Source organism: uncultured Pseudoxanthomonas sp. (assembly GCF_947498795.1).
GTDB lineage: Bacteria > Pseudomonadota > Gammaproteobacteria > Xanthomonadales > Xanthomonadaceae > Pseudoxanthomonas_A.
This window is the reverse complement of sequence record NZ_CANMLQ010000014.1, coordinates 15,538-30,497: the sequence shown is the minus strand read 5'-3', so window position 1 is coordinate 30,497 and position 14,960 is coordinate 15,538. Positions and strand designations below refer to the sequence as shown.

At 64.2% G+C, this 14,960-nt stretch carries 4 protein-coding genes; 3 read left to right on the top strand and 1 reads right to left on the bottom strand.

Annotated features, from left to right (window positions below; genetic code table 11):
• Together Q0907_RS18415 and Q0907_RS18410 are read left to right on the top strand one after the other, a co-directional pair.
• The coding region (locus Q0907_RS18415; protein ID WP_299347418.1) for an OmpA family protein at positions 1-2,908 on the top strand (2,908 nt) is incomplete at its 5' end.
• 11 nt (positions 2,909-2,919) lie between these two features.
• Positions 2,920-6,636, top strand: coding sequence for a hypothetical protein (locus Q0907_RS18410; RefSeq protein ID WP_299347417.1), 3,717 nt, complete (start codon positions 2,920-2,922; stop codon positions 6,634-6,636).
• A gap of 70 nt (positions 6,637-6,706) precedes the next feature.
• On the opposite strand, the gene Q0907_RS18405 is transcribed toward Q0907_RS18410, so the two are convergent.
• Positions 6,707-9,370, bottom strand: a complete 2,664-nt coding sequence (locus tag Q0907_RS18405; RefSeq protein ID WP_299347416.1) for a serine/threonine-protein kinase — start codon at positions 9,368-9,370, stop codon at positions 6,707-6,709.
• A 481-nt stretch (positions 9,371-9,851) separates the two neighbouring features.
• Here Q0907_RS18405 and Q0907_RS18400 point away from each other — a divergent pair, with 481 nt between their 5' ends.
• The gene (locus Q0907_RS18400; protein WP_299347414.1) at positions 9,852-14,861 is read left to right on the top strand and encodes a hypothetical protein; all 5,010 of its coding nucleotides are present in this window, start codon (positions 9,852-9,854) and stop codon (positions 14,859-14,861) included.
• Positions 14,862-14,960: the final 99 nt, after the last annotated feature.

Sequence of the window (14,960 nt, the reverse complement as noted above, 5' to 3'; positions counted from 1 at the left end):
CACCAACGCGACCTGCACGACGAACTGCGGCACCAGCACGCCGGTGACGGCGCCTGCGGTGAGCTACAGCAAGTCGGTGACGCTGCCGGCTGGCCAGACGGAAGTCTCGATCGGCGATACCCTGACCTACACCCTGCAGGTCCAGGTGTCGGATGCCAGCACCACGTCGCTCGTTACGCTGACGGATACACTCGGTACCGGCCTGACGCTGGGCGCCGTGTCCCCGGGCATTTTCAGCTGCGGCAGCGGGAATCCCCTGGTGTGCACGCTGCCGGCCGCAACGGCGCCCGGCACGTACACGGTGACCTACTCGGCCATCGTGAATGACCTCGCCACCGGCTTTGTCCGCAATGTCGTGGTGGGCACGGGCGATGACTCTCCCACCTGCCAGGGCAGCTGCCAGACCGAAACGATCGTGACGGAGCCGTTGCCGGCCATCATCAGCTACGGTAAGTCGGCTGCATTGCCTGCCGGCAAGACGCAGGTCGTGGCGGGTGACGTGATCACCTACACGCTGACGACCACCGTCGCGGCAGCGCCGACCTCCGGTGTGCTGACGCTGACCGACACGCTGGGCACGGGCCTGACGTTCGGTGCGGTGACCAATGCTGGTGCCTATACCTGCACGAGCACGCAACCGCTCGTCTGCACCCTGCCGGCGGCCACGGCGCCGGGCGTGTACGAAGTGAGCTATACGGCCACGGTGAACGGCCAGGCCACCGGTTTCGTGCGCAACGCGGTGGTCGGCACCAGCGACGATAATCCCGTCTGCGCCGCCGATTGCGACATCGATACGCCGGTCGCGGCACCCACGATCGTGGTCAACAAGAGTTCCGACCCGTCCAATGGCGCCACCGTGCAGCCCGGTCAGGTGATCACCTACACCCTGTCCGTTCAGGTCGGCCAGTCGGCCACCCGTTCGGCGGTGACGCTGGTCGATACTCCGGACCAGCGCCTGGTGCTGGGTGCGATGCCGGCAGGGTGTGCTTACAACGGCACGACGATGACCTGCACGCTGCCGGCCGGTACGCCCGTGGGCACGCATGTGTTCACCTACACCGCGACGGTCGGTGCATCGGCCAGTGGCCGTGTATCGAACGTGGTGGTGGCGAGCACCGATGATCCGACGGGTCAGCCGCCGACCTGCCAGACCTGCAGCACGGAACACCCGGTCAATCTGCCCGAGATCCGCCTCAGCAAGTCGGCGGGTGCGCGCGAAGTGAAGGTGGGCGATCTGGTCCGCTACACGCTGACCGTGGAGAACGTGGGCACCAGCGACCTGGTGGACGGCCGCATCACCGATACGCCCCCTGCTGGCTTCAGCTACGTGGAAGGGTCGCTGGTGGCCGGCGATGCCGACCGGATGGCGACGGTGTCGGGTACCTACCCGATCCGCATCGACGGCGTCGACGTGCCTGCCGGCGAGACCGCCACGCTGGTCTATGTGATGCGCATCGGTGCGGGCGTCCGCCCGGGTACGCACGTCAACCAGGCGCAGGTGCGCTCGGCGACCGATGATCCGGTGTCGAACGTGGCCACGGCCGAGGTCGTGCTGACGGCGGATGCGCTGGTCGACGACAGCCTGCTGTTCGGTACGGTGTTCAACGACCGCGATGGCGACGGTTGGCAAGACAGCGCAGCGTTGAGCGGCGTCAAGGTGCAGGGCGGCTTTGCGCCGGGTGCCTATATCGCCAACTCCACCACGGTGGATCGTGGTGCTGGTCCGCAGCCGGAACCGGATGCGAGTTCGCCGATGCTGCACGGCATCGCGCTGGGTGCGATCGCAGGTCGCCAGTCGCTGGCCGAGCCGGTCGACGCGAACGCGGTGGTCATCCGCCAGCGTCTGAGCGAGGCCAGCTTCACCGACGACTTCGTGTTGACCACCGACCAGGGTGTCAAGGTGCGCATGGATGCCGCAGGTGCCACCCGCGTCGAGCAGTCCGGCGATGCGGCCAAGGGCCTCAATGCCGCCGCGCCGACGGTCGAGCGCCGCGTGTCGCAGGGCGAAGGCGGTTATGTGGTCGACTACGTCATCCGCAATGCGGGCATCGACGAGCGCGGCATCCCCGGCGTGCGCATCGCGTCGGTGGAAGGCCTGCTGATCGAGACCGACCAGTACGGCCGCTACCACCTGGCCGGCGTGCCGGGCGGCGCGTGGGAGCGGGGTCGCAACTTCATCCTGAAGGTCGATCCCTCCACGTTGCCGAGCGGCGCCGCGTTCACCACCGACAACCCGCTGCTGCGCCGGATCACCCCCGGCGTGCCCGTCCGCTTCGACTTCGGCGTGACGTTGCCGGAGCAGGTCATCGAAGGCGGGCAGGAGCAGGTCGAGCTGGAGCTGGGCGAAGTGTTCTTCGCCCCCGGTAGCGCCGAGGTCCGGGAGAAGTACCTGCCGGTGATCGAGGCGATGGCGGCCAAGGTGCGTGAGTACCAGAGCGGTGACGTGGTCATCCATGCCAACGGCGACAGCGAAAGCCTGGCCTTCGACCGCGCGAACGCGGTCAAGGCAGCGCTGCTGGAGAAGCTGGACGCGGGCTCGGCCAGGGGCCTGGTGGTGAGCGTGCGCGGTACCGTGGACGATCCGGGTTCGCTCATCGTGGGCGTCGACGAAGGCGGCGCGCTGCTGGGCACGGTCTTGTTCGATACCGACAAGTCCACCATCCGACCCGAGTTCGATCCGTTGCTGGACAAGGTCGCCGCGGCGCTGGAGAAGATGGGTGGCGGCAGCATCGCCATCGTCGGCCATACCGACATACGCGCTTCGCACGCGTACAACACCGCGCTCGGCATGCGTCGCGCCAAGGCGGTCTATGACGCGATCGCCCAACGCCTGAGCCAGGAGGTGCGTGCCAAGGTGCGCGTGGAAGCCAGTAACGATCCGACAGCCCCTGTCGGCGTGCGGAAGTGAGGGGGCGGATCATGAAGAAGCGTATGAAGATGAAGTTGCTGGATTACACGCTGATCGGCCTGCTGGCGGGTTCGGCGCCGATCGCCTTCGCCCAGACGGCTGCGCCTTCACAGGCGCAGCAGGACCAGGCCGAGGGGACCGCCAAGCAGATGGATTGCGACGGCGACCGTTGCACGGGTGAGGAAGGCTTGCTGTTCCGGCTGCGCACGCGCAGTTACGACAAGCCGGTCACCCGCAATACGGATGTGGGGTCCTCTTCCGAGGCCCTGCAGCCGGATCGCCGCGTCACCGTGGCGACCGAGCAGCCCGGCAAGGCGACGGCGATGGGCAAGTTCTCCATCGACCTGCCCGGTGGGGGTGTCATCTGGGCGACGGAAGATCCCACGCTGGGACAACCGGAACTGTCGGTGTCCGCACCGACGCTGGTCGCTTTCGATGGTCAGCGCGTCACCAAGCCGGTGCAGTTCTACGTTCGTGGCAACTATCCGGCCTTCATCAAGCGCCTGGAAATCTCGCTTTACCGCAGCAGCGATGCCGACCTGATCGAACCCATCGCCACCGTGCCGCTGGACGTGGCGGCAGTCGCCCACGCGGACTGGGACGGCGCGTTGCCGTCGACGTACCCCTTCCGCAAGGGCGACGAACTCGTCTATGTGCTGCGTGCCTATGGAGAGGGCGACAGTTTCGACGAAACCTATCCACGCACACTGCAGCTGGTGTCGCCCGAAGAAGCAGAACGCGGCACCAACCTGCTCCGCGACAGCGTGGAACGTTCTCTGGGCAGCGCCCTGAGCGGCGAGCAGGCGCAGGCGCAGAGCCTGCTGGACAACGTGTTCGCCGACAACGGCCTGCGCCAGCAGAACATCCCCCTGTACGGCTCGCGTATCCGCATACAGGGCCGCAACATTCCCGAGCGCAGCCAGCTGACCATCAATGGCGAAAGCTACCCGGTCGACCTGGAGCGCAAGTTCGTGGCTGAGTACCTGGTACCGGTCGGGCGGCACCGGTTCGACATCGGCGTGGGCGACAGCGAGGGTGCGGCGCAGGCCAAGCCTGGCTATACGCTGGACGTCGATGTCACCGGCCGGTATTTCTTCGGCGTTGGCCTGGCCGACGTGACCATCTCGCAGAACAAGGTGAGCGGTTCCGGCGCCGCCTTCGCCAACGACACGCGCTATCAGGACGACGTGATCAGCGACGGCCGGCTGGCGTTCTACGGCAAGGCCAAGTACGCAGGCAAGTATCTGGTCACCGCGCAGGCAGACACCACCCAGCGCGATCTCGAGCGCCTGTTCGACGGTTTCACCGAGGCCGATCCGCAGGACGTGTTCCGTCGCCTCGATCCGGATCTCTACTACCCCGTCTACGGTGACGACTCCACGACCTACCGCGACGTGGACACCATGGGTCGCTTCTACCTGCGCGTGGACTGGGACAAGAACCAGGCGCTCTGGGGCAACTACAGTACCGGCATCACGGGCACCGAATACGCGCAGTACCAGCGCTCGCTCTACGGCGCTGCACTGAACTGGCGCTCGAATGCCACCAACCGCTGGGGCGATCCGGGCAGTGAGCTCCGCGTGTTCGGTTCACAGGCAGAAACCGCGCCGGGCCACAACGAGTTCATCGGTACCGGCGGCAGCCTGTACTACCTGCGGCATACCGACCTGTTGCCGGGCTCGGACGTGGTGACGCTGGAAATCCGCGACCTGACCACCGGTCGTACGGAGAACCGCGTGGTCCTGCAGCGCGGCACCGACTACGAGATCGACGAGCTGCAGGGTCGCGTTCTGCTGACGCGGCCGCTGGCTCAGATCACCCGCGAGAACAGCCCCACGCTCACGCGTGATACCCCGCTGGATGGTTTCGAACAGCGCCTGATCGTGGATTACGAATGGGTACCGTCGGGGTTCGACGCCGACGATGTCACCGCCGGCTTCCGCGGCAAGCACTGGTTCGGCAACCACGTCGGCGTCGGTGCGGCGTACGTGCAGGAAAACCGGGCGGGCGAGGACTACACGCTCGCCGCCGGCGACCTGACATTGCAGGCGGGCAAGGGCACCTACATCAAGGCGGAGTACGCGCAGACCGAGTCGTTCGGTGCGCCGGTGTTCTTCTCCGACAATGGCGGCTTGAGCTTCATCCAGCAGAACGACACCGCGCTGTTCCGCGAAGGCGAAGCGAAGTCGCTGGAAGCGCGCGCCAACTTCAAGGAACTGGGCTGGACCGATCAGGACTGGAGCGTCGGCGCATGGTGGCGCAATGCCAGCGCCGGTTATTCGATCTCCCGCTACGACACCGGTCGGCCGATCACCGAATACGGGGCCGAACTATTGGGTCAGTTCACGCCGAACCTGGGCTTGTACACGCGCTACACCCGCGCCGAGAGCGGGGCCGAGTCGCTCACGCAGGCGCAGGCAACGCTGGAGTGGCGCGTCAACGACGCCAGCACGTTCAGTGCCGAAGTCCGTCGCGTCGACCAGGAAGGCACCGCGGCCGACGCCGCCGGTACGCTCGGTGCGCTGAAGTACCTGCACCGTTTCGGCAGTACGCTGGAGCTCTACGGCATCGGGCAGGTGACGCTGGATGACGACGGTGGCCAGTACGCGGACAACAATGCCCTGACACTGGGCGGCAAGGTCCTGTACGGCAACCAGTCGTCGGTGGGAGCGGAAGTCTCCACGGGCGACCGCGGCGACGCCGCCACGATCAACGCCGAGCACCGCCTGACCGCGGAGCATTCGATCTACGGCGCGTATACCTATTCCACCGACACCACCGACTACGACTCGGTCTTCGACCGCCGCACGCAGAACGGTTGGACCCTGGGCCAACGCTGGCGCCTGTCCAACCAGGTGAACCTGTACAACGAGAGCCAGTTCCTGAAGGAGCGCAACGCATCGGGTCTGGCGCACACCTTCGGCATGGATTTCTATCCCGCACAGGGATGGAACCTCGGCTTCACGCTGTCCGATGGCGAACTGACCAACACCGACGGCGGCAACGTCGATCGCCGCGCGATCAGCGTCTCCGGTGGCCGCACGTCGCCGGACACCGACTGGCAGAGCAAGCTGGAGTGGCGAGAGGACAACGGGGCCGAGCAACGCGAGCAGTGGGTCAGCACCAACCGCCTGACCCACAAGATCAACGAAAGCTGGCGCATCGCGGCACGGCTGAACTATGCCGACACCGACGATGAACTGAATCCGCTCGCCAGTGCGCGCTTCATCGAGGGCAACGTGGGCTTCGCCTACCGCCCCTGGAACAGCCAGCGGTGGGGCCTGTTCGGTCGCTACACCTACCTGTACGACCTGGCCACGCTCGGCCAGATTGGCGGCGCCGACTACGACCAGAAGTCGCAGATCTTCTCGCTCGAAGGCGTGTACAAGCTGGACCAGCGCTGGGAGTTCGCCGGCAAGCTCGCGCGGCGCGAGGGCGAGGTGCGCATGGGCCGCGGCACCGGTGCTTGGCTCGACTCGGCCACCACCTTCGCGGCCGCGCAGGTTCGCTACGACCTGCGCACGCAGTGGCATGCGTTGGCGGAGTACCGCTGGCTCGATGTCGAGGACGGCGGCTCCAGGCAGGGCTTCCTGCTGGGTGTCGATCGCGACCTGGGCAAGAACTTCCGGGTCGGCGTGGGCTACAACTTCACCGAGTTCAGCGACGATCTGACCGACTTCGATTACGACCACAAGGGCTGGTTCCTCAACCTCGTCGGCACGTACTGATGCCACGGCCGCTGGCGAGCAATCGTCGGCGGTCTTTTCGCATCACGAGCGGCCTGCTGGTGCGGGCCGGTCAGGGCGAGGGCGATCGTTGCGTGTCGGATGTGGTCGCGACGGCCGCGTGCCCACTTACCAGCGCATCGCGGATCATCGACGTCGTTGCATGGCGGGCACCCAGGTGGCGGCTGGCCTCCACCAGCGCATCCTGAAGCAGCGTCTCTGCCTGCTGGCGATCCGAGGCCGAGGTGGTCCCGCCGCGTGCAGCGCGCTCGCGCAGCGCCCGTGCCAGCGCGTACTTCGCGGTAGGCGATGGCCAGTGGCGCAGCGCAGTGGTATGGATCACTTCCTGCAGCAGACCGATGGCCTCGCCGCGAAGCCCTTCCCTGTCGGCGGGAGCGACGAGCCTCAGGGAGGCGAGGAGCAAGCCCGCCTGTTCCTCCTTGGCCGCCAGGGTCGTGGGGTGGCGCGGTCCCAGCGTACCTTCCAGCAGCTGGACGGCTTGGCGCGCCGGTTCGAGTGCGGTGCCGGGCTTGTCCCGGGAGCGCACGCGGGCCTCGAGCATCAGCTGGCGCGCGAACTCCGGGTGCTGGCTCCCGTAGGCAGACACGATGCTGTCACGCACGGCGTCGAGCGCGTCGGGGGTAACGGGGGCGATCGCCGGCGCCTGTTGCGCGACCTCCAGTTGCAGGCGCAGGCGGCGCGCCGTATCCGGATGATCCGCGCCCAGCCGCGTTCGGCGCGCGTTGAGCAGCGCAGTGGCGCGTTCGTAGGCTTCGCCGTGACGCCCCTGCATCATCAGCAAGGGCAGCTGGCCCTCCTCGACATGCTCCCCCCACGATGGCGTGCCGCCCCGTGCCGCCTTGGCGGCGCCTTGCAGGTCGCGCTCCGCACTCGCCAGGTCCATCAGTTGGAGATGCCACTGTCCACGCAGGATGAGCAGTTCGACCGTCAGGTCGGACGCGGCGCGCGATGACAGCCCGGATGCGGTTTCATGCGCGAAGGCGAGGGCGTCGAAGGCCGCGTCGTACTCCGAAAGTTCCCAGTTCGCGCGCGCCAGCTCGACCAGTAGGTCGAGCGTGGTCAGGTCCGCCGTGGGTCGCGTCGAGGTGGATCGCTGCAGGCCGACGGTGGCGGCGGCCCGTGCGTCGGCGTGGCGCGCCTGCAGGTTGAGCAGCATGGCGAGCATGGCCTGCGTGTCGGATGCATCCACCGGCTGGTCCGCCAGCAGCTGGCTGGCCTCGCTGGCCAGCTCGAGCGCACGGGGATAGTCGCCGACCGACGCGTAGTTGCGGGCCAGGGAGGCCAATGCCTTGGCCTTGATCGCGGGATTGCGTTGCAGGTGCAACGCGCGCAGCTGCATCTCGGTCTTGCGGAGCAGCTGGCGGGAAGAAGGCCGGGCGTCCGACAGTCCCGACAGTGCCACCGCCCCCAGCGTCTGTTCGAACACGGCCGAGACAGCCTGCATGTCGCGCAGCTCGCGGCTGTCCCTCAGCTGCGACCAGCCCAGCACGCCTGCGGCCGTGGCGGCGACAACGACCACGCCGCCGGCCAGTGCGCTGGACAGGGCGTTGCGTTGCAGGAAGCGTTGCACCGCATGCAGCTGGCCGGCATCGCGCGCGCGCACCGGGTAACGCCCCAGCCAGCGCTCCATGTCGTCGATCAGGGCCTCGACGCTGCCGTAGCGATCCGCGGGCGACGTCGCCACGGATTTGAGGGCGATGGCATCCAGGTCGCCTTGCAGGCCGCGGCCCAGTCGCGCCGGGCTGCGGCAGCGACGCTTCCATGCGACGTCCATCGTGGTCGACATCGCCAGCCGCGACGCTGGCCGTGCGGGATGAACGACCGGCGAGGCGATGAGGCTGGCCTGCAGCCGCGGCAGCGGACGAGGCCAGTCGGCGACGAGCAGCTGGTACAGCATGACGCCGATCGAATAGATGTCGCTGGCCGCGGAGGCGGCGCCCCCCGCGAGTATTTCCGGCGCGGTATATCCATTGGATACCGCGATGCAGCGATGCGCGGGCCCTTCCAGGCTGTCCATCATGGCGGACAGGCCGAAGTCGATGAGATGCGCGTGGCCGTCCGCCGATACCAGCAGGTTGGCCGGCTTGATGTCCTGGTGCAGCATGCCGCGCCCATGCGCATACCGCAGCGCCTGACAGGCTTGCAGGAGCAGGCGGACGCGTTCGGCGAGCGACAGCCGCTGCTGGTCCGCCCAGAGGTCCATGGCGGTGCCGTGCACCAGGCGCATGGCGAACCAGGGTCGGCCATCCGCTTCGATGCCACCGTCGAGCAAGGGCGCGATGTGCGGATGGTCGAGTTGCGCCAGGTGGTTGCGTTCGCGCATGAACGCCTCGATCAGCGTCGGCGACGACATCCCGGCCCGCATGCACTTCAACGCGACCTTCTTTTCGTACTGGCCGTCCGCTCGACTGGCCTCGTAGACGGTTCCCATGCCCCCGGATTCGAGCAGGCGGTCGATACGACATGGGCCCAGCCGGTTGCCGATGCGTGCGGAAGACGGATCGTCCTCCTCTTCGCCCGACACATCGAGCATGGCGTCGAGCGCGGCGTTCTCGAGCGGATGCGTGGCCGCGTCGGCGTCCAGCAGCTTGAGCAACGCCGCGTGGAGCGCGGGTTCGCGCGCCTGCAGCCGCGCGAGTGCGGCCGAGCGTTGGGGAGGCGCCAGTTCGACGTACTCGTCGAACAGGGCTAGCGCACGGGCATCCAGATCGGACATCGGCGACGTTCGGAAGAGCGCGCGGCGGCGCGCGTGCGGGATGCGGGCAGCCAGGCAGCCATGGCGGCGAAGGTACCGCGCTTCGCACGGCGCGGGAACACGAACAGCAGGAATGGCGCGCCCGGAGGGATTCGAACCCCCGACCAATGGCTTCGGAAGCCACTATCCAAAGTCTATTCTGAAGAATTTAAAAAAGAAATGAGATGCGTCAATATACATTAACTGCTTGATTAACATAGCAAATAAATATGATCTTTGTCGGATGCAGTGATGCAAAAGGGCACGCTGCGTCCATTGACGTTGGGGGCTTCGCTGGTATTTTGTGTCCCAGGTGAGGTTGAGTTGGTGAGTAGTGGCTCGCACGGATGCACAGGCTGGCGGTTCGGTCAGTCTCAAGAAGTTGATCAGTCTGCCTTGCACAATGAGGCTGCCTATTGCGTTGCTGGCTTGGCAGGGCCCGTTGTGCCAAGGGCTCAGGAACGTGCTGGCAAACGCTCCGGCCGAGGCATACCTGTTCCCTAGTGTCCTGGCTCATTCGGCACGATACGGGAACGATCTCGTCGAACGAGCTTCCGACAACGCCCTCGGTCGCGATCTCAGTACTGAGGAGTTTCCACTAGCCACCTTCCTCTTGTCCCTGCGCGAACGGCCCAAGCATCGCATCGCCTGGACGCTCTCTTGGCTCGTACTGGAAGCTCACTTGTCCGGTGGGCGCGAAAGAATGGTTCTCGAGCTGACTGAGGCGATTCGTGGACTCAGGGGCTACTCGAAGCTGAACGAGACCGTGGGCGACTGCGCTGGACCGTCCTTGCTCTTGGCAAAGATGCAGCGGCTTAGCTCTCAAGAGTTTGGTTCTGGTATTACCGGACACAAGTCCTTTGATGCGCTCTGGAAGAGTGAGCTGGAGGCCTACTGTCACTCACTGTTCGCCCGTGATGAGCGAGGGGCGTCAGATCCGGAGGAGCTGGTAGATAGCCCGTTGCACCTGCCAAGTCCGCTCACCGAAGCTCCAGGCGATCAGCCCGGTGAGGACCCCGATGAAGCGCCCTACTGCATCGGGTCGTCCGTGGACGTGGAGCAGGTGATCCGGAGTGGCAAGTTGAGGTCCGCCATGGACTGGTCGGCCCATATGAGCCGACAGGGCGCCCCCGACCTGCTTAGGCCGCAAGAGAACGTCCTTCCAGCGGATCTCCGGGAGCGAGCTTGGGAGTTAGCGCTCTCCACAACACAGTTCGCGCTACGAGCCAAGGATGTCTTGGAGGCGGAGCTCGGCATGCTTGAGGTGCTTGCAATCGAGGTTGGACTGAGTAGTCGTGAGGCACTTCGGATTGGCTTCGGGCCGGCGGCAACAGGTGGTGTTCCTGTCATTGATCTAGCCATTCATGCCGTCCGTCGCCCAGAGGTCTTACCCCCAAACTACTTCCTGCCTCGAGAAGGCGATTCGAGATGGCTCCCGACGGGGGGTGACATCATCTTCCCGCTGTCAGGCCAATGCGTGGATCTGCTTGAGCAGCTACTCAGACTTAGGGAAGAGAAATACCCTGATAGCTCACAGTCCCTGTTGCTGGGGGCTGACGCGAGGAGCCTTCCAAATAGGGTGCGGGACTGCGCCAAGTCGGCTTATCGCCTGTCCTTGGCGATCCATCTGGCCGGCTTGCTGGGCATAGATGCAGCCCAGCGAGCTTTCGGCGATACCTTTGGACTGTCTACTGCCGCAACCTTCTATGGTGCGCACCGTGCGGTTGAGCTCGCCAGAGCCGTCGAGAGCGCAAATAACTTTTCAGGCCCGGGACTGCAGACATGGGTAGGTTCCGCGGATCACTGGGTGGGCTCGAGGGTGAGGCCGACCAAGCCTCCTTATGCTGAGGCTTGGTCCAAGCTGGCAGGAGACCCCCACAGGGGCAAAGGCCGCCCCTCTGAAGATCGGCTGGTCCAGGACTGGCAGCGGCGACGCGACCGACTGCTTGTCCACTTTCTACTAGCGACCGGTCATCGACCTAACAACAGTGTGTTGGAGCTCACGCTCCACGACTTCATTCCAAGGCATGCACTGGCCATAGCGCACGATAAACAGGCCGACCCAGCGCATGCGACACGTTTGGTATGCACGGGGTGGCGATTCGTCGGCGAACTCGAAGGGTATGTCGACGAGCTGAGACGAATAGCGAAGAGAAGCAACAACAGGTCAGCAAGGCTCGTCGCTGATTCAGTGCTTGCGGGCGCTTCACCCCTTTTTGAGCTACCAGCGGACGCTGGCCAGCAACGCCCATCTAAGATTCGAGAGACACTGGCATCGTTGAGTCAGCTATGGGGTGATCGCCCCAACGTTCATCGACATGGGCTATGTCAATTCCTGATCCTGGAGCGAGTGGATGCCGAGTTGAGATACTTCCAGATGGGCTGGCTATCCCATGCCCACCATGCGACGTCCGATTCTGCTCCTCATCCTGCCTACAAGCTCGGGCACGAGTTGGCCCCACTTTTGGACAAATGGCTCGACCAAAGTGGTTGGGAGGGCGGGATGCTACCTAAAGATCTCGCCGAGATTGTTCCCCTGTTACCACTCTGTGACTGGAGTGAGAAGCACGTGGAACACGATCAGGCAATTGCCCGCGCGTACTCTGCTATCAACGTGGCGCAGTCTGAATCGATGGACAGACTGAAGCCAAAAGTCTTGGAAGTCTTAAAGGCGGGCGTTGAGCTAGTCCTTCCGGAATACCAGATCACCCTGGTCAACTGCGGTCTGGCTCTAACCCCCGCTCGCCTTGGCGAGCGCGACCAGCCGAACATTCTCAGGCGTCATGTGGAAGCCATTCTGGCGCCATTCTCAAAAAGTCCCTACGGACCCGATGATCGGTATGTGGCGGCTCGACTGCTGCGGGAAGGACTCTTGCGGGCCGCCAGACTGCACAACTGCCGCGTCCATCTTCCTCAAGTGCCTTTTGTGTCCAGGCATCAGCTCCGCAGTCCGTTCCTCCGAGGCTTGGGTATAGCGGTGGCGCAGATGGATGCAGTGCAGGCTGCCCTGATCAAGAAGCTCGCGACTGATGGCCCAGATAGACCCGAGGCGATAGAGCTGGCGGCGATGACGGCGCTATCTCTCTTGATGCACTCGACATGCAGTGCTTGGGATGAGGTCTTGGACGTACTCAGATCACTCGACAGCATGGAGCATGCGAACAACCAAGAGTGGAGCGTCCGAGTGCCGTTCCAGAAAGGTCATGCAATGCTCTACGGAGACTCGGCCATCTTGGCAGTGCGTTTTGTTCAGAAGACAGGCTGGAAGCAGGCGGTCGAGTTGCTGGCCCAGCGTCAAGGTTCTCGCCTAGCCTCGTTCATCGCAGAGCTGGTACCTGCCCTAAGCGCCGCCGGCGTCGCCAACCGAGAGCTTCTGCAGCGATTCATCGCGACGGCGAACACATCAAAGCTAGTTCTCGCCAACGGACCGGAACGCCTGATAATCAGTGGCGCGGCACTTCCGGCAGCGGTCTCCTGCGGACGTGCCATTGGTGTCATTGATGAGCTCACCACGCCGGATCCTTCCCCAAATGAGGATGAGAGCCTGGACGAGACGCTGGCATCACCTCCCATGGGTGCGAACCCCGCTCATCGAGCACTTCGCCACATCGCGGAAGTAATGCGCGCCTTCGATCACGATTTCTCTGAGCCGATACTTGGTCAACCCGCGGAACCGCCGAACAAACGCCGCCTACAACTCCGTAGGCTCGTAGAAGACGCTCTTGCAAGGGCTGGGACTGAACCGACGAAGGGTCGGCTTCTCTTGGAGTACGTCTGGAACCTGCTTCGGCTAGGCGGGCCGCGTAGTGCCGGAGGGCAAGCGCTGTCGACTATCCGGAAGACGTACCATCGAATAGAGCCCGTTCTGAGAGAGCTAGAACCCGAGGAATTGCTCACAGCACTATCTGAAGACGAGGTCACAGCGCTATGTAGCGCGGCCTTCAAGAGGTCGAAGCGCTCAAGCCACCAGCAAATAGTGGAAGAACTGCGTCGATTCTTCCGGTTCGCAGCATTGCGCTACGAGGTGAAAGAGCCGACATGGCATCTCCTTTTTCGAGTACATGGCCGGCAGACACCAGCAGGTAACCCTGCGATGCTCAGTGACTTAGAGACGTCTCGTGTGCTGGATGAACTCTATGCCAACGTCCTAGCGCTCGGGAAGACCGACGCCGACCCAACGGAAAGGCGGTACACGGAGTGCTGTCTGGCCGCCGCTCTTCTTGCAGAATCCTCCGGTGCTCGTCCGCGATCTATTCACGGACTGACCTTGGATGATGTCGTCCTCGGTTCATGCCAAGACTATATCCTGTTGAGAAGTAGAGGTCGTTTTGCATCCATCAAGACACCAACAGCTGCGGGCTACATCCCTCTGGAGGGCGGTCTTTGGTGCAAGTACGGATCATGGTTCGCAGGGTGGTATGCCAAGGCCTGCATTGGGCTCTCCGTCGAAAGCAGGTCGAGCATTCCGATGTTCCAGATCCCGGGACAGCCCGTTGGCACCCGTTATGAGTTGCGGGCCATCTTCGATCGCATCGGATCGCTAATCAAATGGAGCACCCAGCGTCAGAAGGGCAGAACCTACTGGCTGCGCAAGCGGAAAGTCAGGTTGCGACACATCGCGGCCATGGCCTTACCTCACCCCCGAGCGAGGGACATGGCGGCGGCGATGCGCTTGAACGGGCACGCGCTGATGGTCACGCCATTGGTAAGTTATCTCAGCGAGCCAGGGGCATACCTTTCACTGGATGGTTCACTCCAGGCGGTGGGTTCAAGACAGGGCTCAGCAGGAATAAGCGGCCTTTCCCCCAAGACGATCGACGGCGCAAGGCGAGCCGGCGTGCATGGATCGCGCGCCTTTGTAGCAAGAATGCTGCGACTGTTGCCATCACAGTCATCAGGCATGTATCTGCCAGATCCGCCGCATCCGGCGAAGCATACAGGTGACCTGTCCTGGTCGAGTGTCGCCCGCATCCTGCGAGCACTGGCGGAGAGTGCAGATACGTCTTGGATTGCTGAGCGCCTTGGCACGACGAGACGGCAGGTCGAATCGGCAGTAGAAGCGCTCTCGGCATTCAATGCTCGAACACTGGGCGCACTCGGGGTTGGGGGCAGCATCGAAGTCCCCCGGGACGTGGGGCTCGCTCGAGGGATTGATGAGTGCCTTGTGAGAGAGGATCCCCGACTGGCGTCGATCGCTGCCGACTGGGTCAGCGTCTCTCGGAGAGCCTTAATGTCTGTAGGGTGCCAGCTGCATGACCAGGCGGCCATAGACGACCTGCGCTCACTGTGTGGCGAGCTCTGGCCCAGTGTCCGATTGAGTGAAGAGCAAGAGTCTTACGGTGTTCGAACCTTCACGTTCAAAGCTGGCAAGGGAAATGCTTATGGTGCTTGGCCGGCCTTACGCTGGGCGTTGGCGACGGCGTGGATTGCCAATGAGCGCCTGAAGCGGAGGGCGCGCGGCGGGCAGATGTAACGCAGGGCGGTTGCGACGAGTACGCGTTATGAGGGGGTAAATCACAGGCGCATAGCCGTACTCGTTACATGGGGCGTGCAATCTAATACTTGCTGGCCG